Raw genomic sequence first — 12,847 nt, forward strand, 5'->3', positions numbered from 1 at the left:
GCTAAAGCGCCGTGGCGCGGTGCTCCAGCCATTCGGCAAAGGCGGCCAGCGCGCGGCTTTCGCCGCTGCCCTGCGGCCGGATCAGGCAATAGGGCCAGCGCCCGGGCAGGCGCAGCGGGCTGATCTGGCGCAGCGTACCGGCCCGCAGCGCTGCCGCGGCGAAGATGTCGGGCAGCAGCGCGATGCCCAGCCCGGCCTGGGCGGCGGCGATCACCATGTCGAAATGCTGGAATCGCGGCCCGCGCAGCCGGTCCAGGGCGTCGCTGCCGGCCAGCGCGAACCAGTCGCTCCACAAGCCGGGCCGCGTTGCCTGCTGGATCAGCGGATAGCGCGCCAGAGCATCGGCGCCGGGCGTCAGCTCGGGCGGGATCAGACCGGGCGAGGCCACGACGATCAGGGTTTCGTCCACCAGCGGCGTGACCCGGCTGCCCGGGCGGGCAAGCTCGGCGCGTTGCAGCGCGGCGTCGAAGGGGCTGTCGTCGAAATCCACCGGCGCCAGCGCCGCGGTCAGGTCGATCGAGACCTCCGGATGCTGTCGGGCGAAATCCGGCAGCCGCGGAATAAGCCAGGTCGCGGCAAAGGTCGGCAGCGCCGCCAGCCGCAGCACATCGCCGCCGCCGCCAAAGGCCATGACCATGCGCGCCGAGTTTTCCAGCCGGTCCAGGATCTGGCGCGAATCGCGCACCAGCGCCCGCCCGGCATCCGACAGGATCAGCCGCTGGCGCACCCGGCGGAACAGCCGCACCCCCAGCCTGTCCTCCAGCGCCCGGATCGAGCGGCTGACCGCGCTTTGCGTCAGGTTCAGCATCTCGGCCGCGCGCGAGGCCGAGCCGGTCTCGGCGCAAAACACCAATGCGCGCAGTTCCTGAATGCTGGGGGTATAGCTGGGGCGGGGTGGTTTGTTCATTCCTGAAACTCATGAACTGCGGATCACTCATCATTAGCACTCCGGCCGCGCCTGGGCTAGAACGGACGGCAACAGAGGAGTGACCGCATGGCCCAGAAACCCGCCCCCTTCGCCTGGAACGACCCCTTCCTGCTGGAGGACCAGCTGACCGAGGAAGAGCGGATGATCCGCGACAGCGCCGCGGCCTTCGCGGCCGAATCGCTCGCGCCCCGGATCAAGGACGCCTATCTGAACGAGACCACCGATCCCGAGATCTTCCGCGAGATGGGCGCGGCCGGCCTGCTGGGTGTGACCGTGGACGAGGCCTATGGCGGTGTCGGTGCCTCTTACGTCGCCTACGGCCTGGTCGCGCGCGAGATCGAACGCATCGATTCCGGCTATCGCTCGATGGCCTCGGTGCAAAGCTCGCTGGTCATGTATCCGATCGAGGCTTACGGCAGCGAGGCGCAGAAGCAGAAATACCTGCCGAAACTGGCCTCGGGCGAGTTCATCGGCTGCTTCGGCCTGACCGAGCCGGATGCGGGTTCCGACCCGGCCGGCATGAAGACCCGCGCGAAGAAGACCGCGGACGGTTATGTCCTGAACGGCGCCAAGATGTGGATCACCAACTCGCCGATCGCCGATGTCTTCGTGGTCTGGGCCAAGTCCGAGGCGCATGGCGGCAAGGTGCGCGGCTTCGTGCTGGAAAAGGGCATGAAGGGCCTGTCGGCGCCGAAGATCGAGGGCAAGCTGAGCCTGCGCGCCTCGGTCACCGGCGAGATCGTCATGGAGGATGTCGAGGTCGGCGAGGACGCGCTGCTGCCCGGCGTCGAGGGCATGGGCGGCCCCTTCGGTTGCCTCAATCGCGCCCGCTACGGCATCAGCTGGGGCGCCATGGGCGCGGCCGAGGATTGCTGGTTCCGCGCCCGGCAATACGGGCTCGACCGCCAGCAGTTCAACCGGCCGCTGGCGGCGACGCAGCTCTACCAGAAGAAGCTCGCCGACATGCAGACCGAGATCGCGCTGGGTCTGCAGGCCAGCCTGCGCGTGGGGCGGCTGTTCGACGAGGGCAAGATGGCGCCCGAGATGATCTCGATCGTCAAGCGCAACAATTGCGGCAAGGCGCTGGACATCGCCCGCATGGCCCGCGACATGCATGGCGGCAACGGCATCTCGGTCGAGTATCACGTCATCCGTCATGCGCAGAACCTCGAGACGGTGAACACCTACGAGGGCACGCATGATGTGCATGCGCTGATCCTCGGCCGGGCACAAACCGGCATCCAGGCCTTCGGCTGATGTCCGCCGCGCCGCTGAAAGGGCTGCGGGTCGTCGAACTGGCCCGCATCCTTGCCGGTCCCTGGATCGGCCAGACCCTGGCCGATCTGGGCGCCGAGGTGATCAAGGTCGAGGCACCCGAGGGCGACGACACCCGCCGCTGGGGGCCGCCCTTCATCGAACGGCCGCGTCCCGACGGCTCGACCGAGACCGTGGCCGCCTATTTCCACGCCGCGAATCGCGGCAAGACCTCGGTGATCTGCGACTTCAACGACCCGGCCGATCTGGAGCGGCTCAAGCGGCTGATCGACGAGGCCGACGTGCTGGTCGAGAATTTCAAGCTGGGCGGGCTGCGAAAGTTCGGCCTCGACCATGCCAGCCTGTCGGCCCGGAACCCGCGCCTCGTCTATGCCTCGATCACCGGCTTCGGCCAGGATGGGCCCCGGGCGGCGCAGCCGGGCTACGATTTCCTGGTCCAGGGCATGTCGGGGATCATGGACCTGACCGGAGAGCCCGCGGGCGAGCCGCAGAAGGTCGGCGTCGCCTGGATCGACATCTTCACCGGGCTCTACGGGGTGATCGCGGTGCAGGCGGCGCTGGCCGAGCGCGAACGCTCGGGGTTGGGCCAGCATCTCGACCTGTCGTTGCTGGATTGCGGCGTCGCGGTCCTGGCCAATCAGGCGACGAATTACCTGCTGGGCGGGGCCGTGCCGCACCGGCTGGGCAATGCCCATCCGAACATCGTGCCCTATCAGCTGTTCCCGGCCTCGGACGGACACCTGATCATCGCCTGCGGCAATGACCGGCAATTCGCCGCGCTGTGCCGGGTGCTGGCGCTGGCGGATCTGGCCCGGGATCCGGATTACGCCACCAATCCCGCCCGGGTGGCGAACCGCGTCCGGCTGGTGCCGCTCTTGGTCCAGGCCACGTGCCGCTTCACCCGCGGCGCGCTGATCGCGGCGCTGGAAGCGGCGGGCGTCCCGGCCGGCCCGGTCAACGATGTGGCCGAGGCTTTGGCCGAGCCGCAGGTGCGGGCCCGCGGCCTGCAGATCGCGCCCGAGGGCATTCCCGGCCTGCGCAGCCCGATGCGCTTTTCGCGCAGCCGGCTTCAGACCGATCGCGCCGCCCCCGCGCTTGGCGCCGGCACCTGGGATTTCGACCCTCGTGACCGGTCCTGAGGCTTTCTCCGTTTTCCAAATACCCCGGGGGAGCGCCATGCGCGTCCCGTCGAGGGACGCGCATGGCGCGGGGGCGGCGCCCCCGGCCGCCGGCACCGCCACCCCGTTCCAGCAAGGCAGGACAGATGACCTATCCCGACACGCAACTCCTGATCGACGGCAGCTGGCGCGCGGCGCTTGACGGGCGCAGCCTGCCGGTGCTCGACCCCGCGACCGGCGCCGAAATCGGCCGCGTCGCCCATGCCGGCATCGCCGATCTCGAGGCGGCGGTCCAGGCCGCCCATCGCGCCTTTGCCGATTGGGGCCGCAGCTCACCGCTGCACCGGTCGGACCTGATGCGCGCGGCCGCGCGCCTGCTGCGCGGCCGCGTGGACGGCATCGCGGCAATGATGACGGCCGAGCAGGGCAAGCCGCTCGACCAGTCCCGCGCCGAGATCATGGCCGGGGCCGAGATCATCGAATGGTTCGCCGAAGAGGCACGGCGCAGCTATGGCCAGATCATCCCCGCCCGCGTGCCGGGCGTCACGCAGTTGACGGTCCGCGAGCCCCTGGGCCCGGTCGCCGCCTTCACGCCCTGGAACTTCCCGATCAACCAGGCGGTACGCAAGATCTCGGCCGCCCTGGCGGCGGGCTGCACCATCGTCGTCAAGGCGGCCGAGGAGACCCCGGCCTCGCCGGCCGAACTGGCGCGCTGCTTCGTCGATGCCGGCTTGCCGGCGGGGGTGCTGAACCTGGTCTATGGCGATCCGGCCGAAATCTCGGGCTACCTGATCCCGCATCCGGCGATCCGCAAGCTGTCGTTCACCGGTTCGACCCCGGTCGGCAAGCAACTGGCGGCGCTGGCCGGACTGCACATGAAGCCCGCCACCATGGAGCTGGGCGGCCATGCGCCGGTCCTGGTCTTCGACGATGCGGATGTCGACGCGGCCGCCGCCGCCATGGCCGCCGCCAAGCTGCGCAATGCCGGCCAGGTCTGCATCTCGCCCACCCGCTTCCTGGTACAGGACGGGGTCGCGGACCGCTTTACCGAAAGATTCATCGCGGCCATGGCGCAGGCGCAGCCCGGCCCGGGCAGCGATCCGGCCAGCCAGATGGGACCGCTGGCCAACGAACGCCGCATCCCCGCCATCGAGCGGCTGATCCGCGACGCGCTGGACCGCGGCGCCCGGCTTGCCACCGGCGGCCAGCGCCTCGGCAACGAGGGCTGGTTCTTCGCGCCCACCGTGCTGCTGGACGTGCCGGCCGAGGCGGCGGTGATGAACGAGGAACCCTTCGGCCCCATCGCCATCGTCAACCGCTTCCGCCAGGACGACGAGGCCTTCGCCGAGGCCAACCGGCTGCCCTATGGCCTGGCGGCCTATGCCTGGACCCGATCCTCGGCCCGGATGCAGCGCCTGCAGGAGGAGATCCGCGCCGGCATGCTGACGGTCAACCATATCGGCCTGTCGCTGCCCGAACTGCCCTTCGGCGGCATCGGCGATTCCGGCATGGGCACCGAGGGCGGCTCGGAGGCCATCGGTGCCTATCTGCAGACCCGGTTCGTCACCCGCAAGGGCTAGAGATAGGGCGGCGTGCAGGCGCTGACCACCACCGCCTCGCGATCCGAGACATTGCGGAAGCGATGCGGCTGGTTCGAGGCGAACAGGAAGCTGTCGCCGGCCTTGAGGATGCGGGTCTCGCCGCCCACGGTCAGCTCGATCTCGCCCGAGATGACGATGCCGCCCTCGCTGCCGTGATGCTGCAGCATGGTCTCGCCGGTATCGGCGCCGGCCTCGTAGCGTTCGTGCAGGATCTGCAGGTTATGCGCGCGGGCGTCGCCGACCTGGCGCAGGCTCATGCGGCCGGCGGGCCCCTCGAAGGTGGAATAAAGCCGCGAGGTCAGGTCGCGCAGCTCGGCCGGGGTGAAGAAGACCGTGCCGCTGGGGCCGCTGTCGGGTTCAAAGAACTGCGACATGGTCACCCCCAGTCCGCCCAGGATTTTGCGCAGCGAGGCGACCGAGGGACTGCTGCGGCCGGTCTCGATCATCGAGATCTGGCCATGCGGGACCCCCGAGGCCTCGGCCAGCTGCCGCTGCGACAGCCCGGCCTCGCCGCGCAATTCCCTGAGCCTTGCGCCGACGTCGAAATCCTGCATCCATCCCCCGCTCGTGGCTTTCCGGCATCCTAGCGCCAAACCGGACCCGCCGCCAGTTCGGATGGCCGACCCGTCGCGCAGGATGCTGCGCAGATCTACCCCTGCGGCTGCCGCGCGCGGCAGGCATTGCGATAGTCGCGCGGGGTCTGGCCGAAAAAGGCGCGGAACTGGCGCGAGAACTGGGCCTGGTCGCAAAATCCCAGCCGATAGGCGATGCCGGCCAGCGACAGGTCGCCCGGCATCTGCAGCATGTCGCGCGCGGCTTGCAGCCGGGTCTCGCGGATATGCTGCGCGACGGTGGTGCCGGTCTCGCTGAACAGGTCGTGCAGATAGCGCTTGGAGATGCCGCAGACCCGGGCCACGCTTTCCGGCGACAGGGCGGGATCGCGGATCTCGCGCCGGATCGCCTGTTGCGCCCGCTGCAGATGCGCGGCCCGGACCACCGTTCCGGCGCCGCGGTCGGTCTCGGCCTGGCGATCCAGGGCCAGGGCCAGCAATTCGATCAGGTGCCGGCCAAGCACTTCGGCGGCGCCGGCATCCTGGGGCATGGCATGGGCGCGGCGCACCGTCTCGGCGAAAAGCCCGCCCAGCCCGTCCCGGCCGTCGAAGATCGTGGCGCAAAGCCGGTCGGGCTGGCGCAGGCGCTCGGCCAGGGCGCTATGGGCGATCTTCATCACCAGCAGGTCGTTTCTGGCCTCGTAGGCAAAGCGATAGGGCGCGTCGCCGCGCTCCAGCAGGAAGCCGCCCGGCCCGCAGGTCACGTCGCGGCCAAGCTGCCGGAACAGCACCGGCGCGACGCTGGGGATGGTGACCAGATATTCCTCGGCCTCGCCATGGCGGATCAGGCCGGGCACCCGCTCGTAGCAGGCCGGTTCGGTGCGCAGCCGCGACAGCGAGACCGGGCCGGCGCTGCGCCGTTCCAGCCGGCCCTGGAAGGTGGCCGGATCGCGATAGCTCAACTGCAGCGGGAAATAGGTGTCGGCAATGATGGCGGACCAATGCGCCGCGCGCTCGGGCGGGGCGGCCGCAGCCGTGCTGTAGCTTTCCAGGACCATGCGGCGCCTCCACGCACAGACATTGGCGATTCGTAACCTGTGCGTGACATTCGGGCAAAAGGATTCTCGCGCGCGCCCGCGAGGGCTGCGCGGCCCGACAAGTTTTCCTGCGCGCAGCGGCAAGTTTCTGCCGGCCCTGCGCTGGCTGACAAGTTTATGCGCAGCTGCCGCCAAGACCGGTCCGCTGGCGCAGCGCACCATGGCAGGCACGAAAAGATGCCGCGCAAGACGGCACGTCACAGGGAGATCGGCATGACCGGCGCCGCCCGCCTCGCGGCCTGCCCTGACGTGCGCCCATGCGGCCCAGACAGGGAAAGAGCCATGACCAGACCCAAACCCGACCCCATCACGCTTTCGGTGGTGCGGGGCGTCCTCGAGACCACGCAGCGCGAGATGACGCTGACGCTGGAACAGACCGCCCGCAGCTCGGTCTTCAACCTCGCGCATGACTATTCGACCGCGCTGTTCAACCACACGCCCGAGATGATCCTGCAGGGCCAGGACATTCCCATCCATCTGGGCAGCCTGATCCCGGCGATGAAATCGGTGGCGGCGTTCTTCCAGGGCGACATCCACGAGGGCGACCTGATCCTGCACAACGACCCGGCCTATGGCGGCAGCCATATCATCGACACCTGCATGTATTACCCGGTCTTCTACCAGGGCGAGCTGGTGTTCTGGACCGTCTGCAAGGGCCACCTGACCGATGTCGGCGGCCCGGTCCCGGCCGGCTACAACCCCAACGCCACCGAGATCTATGCCGAGGGGCTGCGCATCCCGCCGGTCAAGCTCTGGGACCGCGGCAAGCCGCGCCACGACGTGATGAACCTGCTGCTGACCAACATGCGCGCCCGCCGCGACCAGGAGGGCGACTTCAACGCCCTGATCGGCGCCTGCCTGGTCGGCGCGCGCAATCTGGTCCGGCTGATGGACAAATACGGCAAGCAGGTGGTGCAGGACTGCATCGCCGAGCTTCTGGACATGGCCGAGGCGCATATGCGCAAGCTCATCGCCCAGGTTCCGGACGGCACCTATACCGGCACGGCGGTGCTCGAGGATGCCGGCCACGGCTTCGGCGACATGGACATCACCGCCACGGTGACCATTCAGGGCGACGGCTGCCACATCGCCGTCAGCTCGCCGCCGCAGGTGCCCTATTTCATCAACAGCTACGAAGGGAACAGCCATTCCGGCGTCTATCTGGGCCTGATGATGTTCGCGCAATTGCCGCCGCCCTATAACGAAGGGCTCTATCGCTGCGTGACCACCGACATGGGCCCCAAGGGCACGCTCTGCAACGCGAAGTCGCCCGCGCCGCACATGAACTGCACCACGACGCCGATGGAAACGCTCACCGACGCGGTGCGGCTCGCCTTCGAACAGGCGGCGCCGGCCAAGGTCTCGGCCTCATGGGGCCATGCCAATGGCTGCAACATCGCCGGCTGGGACAAGCGCCATGACGAGGAATACGTCACCATGGTGCTGGCCTCGATCATCTCGGGCGCCGGGGCCACCGCCAGCCAGGACGGCTGGCACGCCTGCGGGCCGGAATGCTGCTTCGGGGCGCTGACCTCGGGCGATATCGAGATGCTGGAGCACAGCTATCCGATCATCATCCACCGTTATTCGCTGATGCAGGATTCGGGCGGCGCCGGCCAGTTCCGCGGCGGCTCCGGCACCTGCTGGGAGGTCGAGCCGCTGGACAGCCCGATGACGCTCGTCACCTTCGGCGAGGGCCGGCGCATCCCGGCCATGGGCGCGGCGGGCGCGCGGTCGGCCCTGATCCCGCCCAAGGTCGGCCGGCTGGAACTGACCCGGCATGGCGAGACCCGGATCATCACCGAAAACGTCATCGAGACCATCCAGCCCGGCGAGCGTGCCGCGAACCGCAATCCCGGCGGCGGCGGCTATGGCGACCCCTATGCCCGCCCGGTCGAAAAGGTGGTCGAGGATGTCAGGAACGGCCTCGTCAGCCTGGAGGGCGCCCGGCTCGATTACGGCGTGGTCATCGCCGATGCCGCGACCCTCGCCGTCGATCACGCCGCCACCGCCGCCCTGCGCGCCGCGTAAGCCTTTCACCGTTTTCCAAATACTCCGCGGGGGTCCGGGGGCGCGAAGCCCCCGGCGCCAGGCCCGCCGGAGCCAGCCAAAGATGGAACCCGCCATGAAACACCAATATCGCCTGGGCATCGACGCCGGCGGCACCTTCACCGATTTCATCCTCGCCGACCGCGAAGGGGGCTTGCGCATCTTCAAGGCGCTGTCGACTCCGCAGGATCCGACCCTGGCGATCCGCAACGGCCTTGCGGTGATCGAGGAGGAAACGGGCATCAGCCCGCGCGAGCTGGTCTCGAACGCGGATCTGTGCATCAACGGCACCACGGTCGGGCTCAATGCGCTGATCACCCATACCGGCGCCAAGACCGGCCTGATCGCCACCCGCGGTCACGAGGACAGCATCGAGATCCGCCTCGGCCACAAGGAGGACGGCTACCGCTACGATCCGGACTATCCGCCCGCCACCATGCTGGTGCCGCGCTACCTGCGGCGCGGGGTCTCAGAGCGGGTGATCTCGACCGGCGCCGTCCACACGCCGCTGAACGAGGAGGAGGTGCGCGAGGCCTGCCGGCATTTCCTGCGCGAAGGCGTCGAATCGGTCGCCATCAGCTTCGTCTGGTCGGTGCTGCATCCCGACCACGAAAGCCGCGCCGCCGAGATCGTGCGCGAGATGATGCCGGAGGTGCGCCTGACCGTCGGCAGCCAGCTTTATCCGCAGGTGCGCGAATACACCCGCACCTCGACCGCCATCGTGAACGCCTATCTGGCGCCGATCCTGTCGCGCTATGTCCGGGCGGTGGACGGCTATTTCCAAAGCCTCGGCGCGCGCCAGCCGGTGCGCTATTTCCAGTCGAACGGCGGGCTCGCCCTGGGGTCGGTGGTCTCGGAGCAATCGGTCTATGCGATCAATTCCGGCCCCGCCTCGGCGCCGCGCGCGGCGCTTTACCTGGGTGAGCCCTACGGGCTTTCGGACATCATCACCGTCGACATGGGCGGCACCAGCTTCGACATCACCCTGACCCGCGACGGTGAAGCCAATGTTTCAAAGAACATCGACTTCCTGCGCTATCGCATTGGAATCCCGATGATCCAGGTGGAAACCCTGGGCGCGGGCGGCGGCTCGATCGGCTGGATCGACTCGATGGGGCTGATGCAGATGGGGCCGCAATCGGCTGGCTCCGAACCCGGTCCGGCCTGCTATGGCAAGGGCGGCGAGCGGCCGACGACCACCGATGCCAACCTGGTGCTGGGCTATCTCAACCCGCAGGGGCTGGTGGGCGGCCGGCTGCCGCTCAGCGTCGAGAAGGCGCGCGAGGCGATCCGCCGGCATCTGGCCGAGCCGCTGGGCATCAGCGTCGAGACCGCGGCCTACGGCATGTTCACCATCGTCAACCACAACATGGTGAACGCGATCCGCCGCGTCTCGGTCGAGCGCGGCTACGATCCGCGCGACTTCGTGCTGAACTGCGCCGGCGGCGCGACCGGCGCGCATATCACGGCGCTTGCGCGCGAGATGGGGATCGACAAGGTGCTGGTCTCGAAGCTCGCCTCGGGGCTGTGCGCCTTTGGCCAGATCATCTCGGACGTGAAATACAACTACATGGCCCCCATCGCCGCGCGGCTGGAAGGGGCCGAGGCGGCCCGTCGTCTCGACGAGACCTTCGCCCGGCTCGAGGACAAGGGCCGCGCCGACCTGCTGGCCGACGATTTCGCCCCCGACCGGGTCGGCATTCGCCGCAGCCTCGACATGCGCTATGTCGGGCAGGTGCACGAATGCACGGTCAGCGTCGATCCCTTCGCCATCGACGAGGCGGCGCTGGAGCGCCTCAAGGCCGCCTTCCACGCCCGCCACGAGGAACTCTACACCTATGCCGAGCCGCACAGCCCGGTCGAGGTGGTGAATGTGGAAAGCGCCATCTCGGGCGCGGTCGAGCGGCCGGCGCGGATGCGCATCGCCGCGGGACAGGGCGCCCATGCGGCGCTGGCCGGCACGCGCGAGATGATCTTCGACGCCGTGGGCCGCAGACACGAAACCCCGGTCTATGACGGCGCGAAGCTGGGCGCGGGCGATGTCGTCACCGGCCCGGCGGTCATCCAGGAGGTGACGACCACCATCGTCATCGAGCCGGGCTGGGTCGCCGAGCTGGATCAGAACGGCGTCTATGTCGTGACCGTGGCCAACGCCGCCGAGGCTGCGCCCGAAAGGGCCGCCGCATTGGCCGAGGCCTGAGCACAGGCCGGGCGGGGCCGCCCCAAGGCCCCGCCCATCCGGAAACAATCACAAAAAACCAAACAGGGAGTTTCAGCCATGGCTGGATCTTTGGACAATGCGGAAGAACTGGAATTCTCGGATCGGCCGGTGCCGCGCGACCAGCGCATGGGCCGGCTGCCCCTGACCATGGCCTGGTGGTCGGTCTGCTCGGCCATGTTCTACCTGGTCATCGCCGCCTCGCTGGCGCTGGCCTATGGCGCAAGGAACGCCATCATCGGCCTGGTGCTGTCGGTCATCGCCTATGCGGCGGTGAACGCGGTGCTGGTGCGGCACGCGATCCGCACCGGGCTCAGCGTCTCGCTGTTCTCGCGCATCCTGCTGGGCCGAAGCGGTGCGGCGGTGGCGACGCTGATCTTCTTTGCCACCGCAATCTATTACGCGGTGTTCGAGGGCTCGGTGATCGCGGTCGCGCTGCGCGAATATGCCGGCATCGCCTATCCGCTGGCGGCGCTGGTGGTGGCGGTCTATTCGGTGGCGCTGATCTTCGGCTCGATCCAGAACTGGCTGGACCGGTTCAACGGCGTGCTCTTGCCCTTCTACCTGCTGGGGCTGGTCGCGGCGGTGGCGCTGGCGGTGGCGGAATACGGCTATTCGGATGCCTGGCTGACCCTTGGCCCGCCGGGCGGCCCGCCGGCCGGCGGCTGGTGGGACTGTTTCACCGCCTATATGGGCGTCTGGATCCTGATGATGTTCACCTATGACTATGCCCGCTTCGGCCGGCCCGAGGACGCAAGCTTCCACGCCACCCTCGGCTTCGGCGCGCCCTTCTATGCGGTGGCCTTCCTGCTCAACGGCCTGGTCGGCATCTTCCTGGCCGCCAGCCTGCCGACCCAGGGCAGCATCTCGGAAGTCTCGGTGGTCTTCGCGCTGGTGCAACTGATGGGCGTGGCCGGGCTGGCCTTCGTCTGGATCTCGCAGACCCGGATCAACACCGCCAACTATTACCTCGCCGCCGTGAACATGGAGAGCTTCGCCCGCACCGTGTTTCGCCTGCGCCTGCCGAAATGGGTCTGGGCCTGCGTGGTCGGCGCCATCGCCTATGCGCTGATGCTGGCCGATGTCTTCGCCTATATCCTGCAAGCGCTGGCCTATCAGGGAATCTTCGTGGTGGCCTGGGTCGCCATCGCCCTGGTCCACATCACCGGCGGCGAGCGCGCCGAGCCCGAGGACACCGAGCGCGTCCGCGCCGTCAACCCCGCCGGGCTGGGGGCCTGGCTGATCGCCTCGGCCGGCGGGCTGGCCCTGCATTTCATCGGCGGCGCTGCCGCATCCTTCTCGGCCCCTGCCACCTTCGTGATCGCCGGGCTGGCCTATGCGGTGCTGCGCCGCCGGACCAGGGCGCTGGGTCAGCCGACCTGAGCCCCGACCTGCGCCAGCGCCTGAAACTGCCGGGCGAGACGGGCCCCCGTCTCGCCCCATCGGGCCTGCAGGGCGGGGGCGCCGCCCTGCTGCCATGACCGCCAGGCCTCGGCCGCCGGAATGTTGCCGAACCAGCCGACGCCCTGCGGCGCGCCGGGGGTATGCAGCACCGCGCGCTCGGCCAGCAGCCCGTTCTCGACCAGGATGGCGCGGGCGACATGCGGAGCGGTCGGCGGCGCGGCGGCGGGCCGGTCGTCGGGAAAGCCCAGCCGCGCCGCCCAGAAGGGCGCGGCGCGGAAACGCGGCTCGGCGCGCAGGAAGTCGCGGCCGATCCGGGCCTGGTGCAGGCTGGTCTGCAGCGCGCGCTCGGCCAGAAAGCGCCGGCAGAGCGGTTCGGCGCCGGGTCGGGCCGCCAGGGTGCGGCGCACGGCGGCGACGGCCAGCGCGCTCGACACCGCCCAGAACTGGCCATGGCCGGACAGCGGGTCCATGGCGGCAAAGGCGTCGCCGACCCGCAGCAGGTCCAGCGCGCCAACCGGCGCGGGCAGGCGCGGCGCCGCCTCGCGCAGCAGCGGCGGGCCCGTCAGCGGCGCATCGGCCAGCATAGGCTCGGCCGCGGCCATGGCG

The 12,847-nt window shown here is 69.3% G+C and carries 9 protein-coding genes and 1 pseudogene; 6 read left to right on the forward strand and 4 right to left on the reverse strand.

Translation table 11 applies throughout. The features are described from left to right. Position 1 precedes the first annotated feature (1 nt). Positions 2–907, reverse strand: a complete 906-nt coding sequence (locus tag ACFOMP_RS01640; protein WP_379027654.1) for a LysR substrate-binding domain-containing protein — start codon at positions 905–907, stop codon at positions 2–4. 87 nt (positions 908–994) lie between these two features. Between ACFOMP_RS01640 and ACFOMP_RS01645 the strand changes: the two genes are divergently transcribed. From ACFOMP_RS01645 to ACFOMP_RS01655, 3 genes are all read left to right on the forward strand, one after another. After that, positions 995–2,185 (forward strand): acyl-CoA dehydrogenase, encoded by a 1,191-nt coding sequence (locus ACFOMP_RS01645; protein ID WP_379027655.1) that lies wholly within the window; start codon positions 995–997, stop codon positions 2,183–2,185. Next, positions 2,185–3,342, forward strand: a complete 1,158-nt coding sequence (locus ACFOMP_RS01650) for a CaiB/BaiF CoA transferase family protein (RefSeq protein WP_379027656.1) — start codon at positions 2,185–2,187, stop codon at positions 3,340–3,342. Before ACFOMP_RS01645 ends, ACFOMP_RS01650 begins: the two co-directional genes overlap by 1 nt. 125 nt (positions 3,343–3,467) lie before the next feature. After that, complete coding sequence (locus tag ACFOMP_RS01655; RefSeq protein WP_379027657.1) at positions 3,468–4,901, forward strand: NAD-dependent succinate-semialdehyde dehydrogenase; 1,434 nt, start codon at positions 3,468–3,470, stop codon at positions 4,899–4,901. Here ACFOMP_RS01655 and ACFOMP_RS01660 read toward each other — a convergent pair. Both ACFOMP_RS01660 and ACFOMP_RS01665 read right to left on the reverse strand, forming a co-directional pair. After that, positions 4,898–5,476 (reverse strand): cupin domain-containing protein, encoded by a 579-nt coding sequence (locus ACFOMP_RS01660; protein WP_289896137.1) that lies wholly within the window; start codon positions 5,474–5,476, stop codon positions 4,898–4,900. The genes ACFOMP_RS01655 and ACFOMP_RS01660 overlap by 4 nt on opposite strands. Positions 5,477–5,571: 95 nt before the next feature. Beyond that, the gene (locus tag ACFOMP_RS01665; RefSeq protein ID WP_289896136.1) at positions 5,572–6,531 is read right to left on the reverse strand and encodes an AraC-like ligand-binding domain-containing protein; all 960 of its coding nucleotides are present in this window, start codon (positions 6,529–6,531) and stop codon (positions 5,572–5,574) included. A 321-nt stretch (positions 6,532–6,852) separates the two neighbouring features. Here ACFOMP_RS01665 and capB point away from each other — a divergent pair, with 321 nt between their 5' ends. From capB to ACFOMP_RS01680, 3 genes are all read left to right on the forward strand, one after another. Then, complete coding sequence (gene capB, locus ACFOMP_RS01670) at positions 6,853–8,601, forward strand: caprolactamase subunit beta (protein ID WP_379027658.1); 1,749 nt, start codon at positions 6,853–6,855, stop codon at positions 8,599–8,601. A gap of 94 nt (positions 8,602–8,695) precedes the next feature. Further along, entirely contained in the window at positions 8,696–10,819 is a 2,124-nt protein-coding gene (gene capA, locus ACFOMP_RS01675; protein ID WP_379027659.1) for a caprolactamase subunit alpha, read from the forward strand. 78 nt (positions 10,820–10,897) lie between these two features. Further along, complete coding sequence (locus ACFOMP_RS01680) at positions 10,898–12,220, forward strand: purine-cytosine permease family protein (protein ID WP_379027660.1); 1,323 nt, start codon at positions 10,898–10,900, stop codon at positions 12,218–12,220. On the opposite strand, the pseudogene ACFOMP_RS01685 reads toward ACFOMP_RS01680, so the two are convergent. Beyond that, positions 12,208–12,847 (reverse strand): annotated as a pseudogene (locus ACFOMP_RS01685) (flavin-dependent monooxygenase QhpG); the annotation flags it as partial. The gene ACFOMP_RS01680 and the pseudogene ACFOMP_RS01685 sit on opposite strands and share 13 nt — an antisense overlap.

The sequence above is a fragment of the Paracoccus simplex genome, assembly GCF_042648325.1.
GTDB classification, from domain to species: domain Bacteria; phylum Pseudomonadota; class Alphaproteobacteria; order Rhodobacterales; family Rhodobacteraceae; genus Paracoccus; species Paracoccus simplex.

Bases quoted from the DNA above. Each gene is read 5' to 3' on its own strand.
- capB (WP_379027658.1), top strand. From the start codon at position 6,853: ATGACCAGACCCAAACCCGACCCCATCACGCTTTCGGTGGTGCGGGGC.
- ACFOMP_RS01650 (WP_379027656.1), top strand. From the start codon at position 2,185: ATGTCCGCCGCGCCGCTGAAAGGGCTGCGGGTCGTCGAACTGGCCCGC.
- capA (WP_379027659.1), top strand. From the start codon at position 8,696: ATGAAACACCAATATCGCCTGGGCATCGACGCCGGCGGCACCTTCACC.
- ACFOMP_RS01645 (WP_379027655.1), top strand. From the start codon at position 995: ATGGCCCAGAAACCCGCCCCCTTCGCCTGGAACGACCCCTTCCTGCTG.
- ACFOMP_RS01660 (WP_289896137.1), bottom strand. From the start codon at position 5,476: ATGCAGGATTTCGACGTCGGCGCAAGGCTCAGGGAATTGCGCGGCGAG.
- ACFOMP_RS01655 (WP_379027657.1), top strand. From the start codon at position 3,468: ATGACCTATCCCGACACGCAACTCCTGATCGACGGCAGCTGGCGCGCG.
- ACFOMP_RS01640 (WP_379027654.1), bottom strand. From the start codon at position 907: ATGAACAAACCACCCCGCCCCAGCTATACCCCCAGCATTCAGGAACTG.
- ACFOMP_RS01680 (WP_379027660.1), top strand. From the start codon at position 10,898: ATGGCTGGATCTTTGGACAATGCGGAAGAACTGGAATTCTCGGATCGG.
- ACFOMP_RS01665 (WP_289896136.1), bottom strand. From the start codon at position 6,531: ATGGTCCTGGAAAGCTACAGCACGGCTGCGGCCGCCCCGCCCGAGCGC.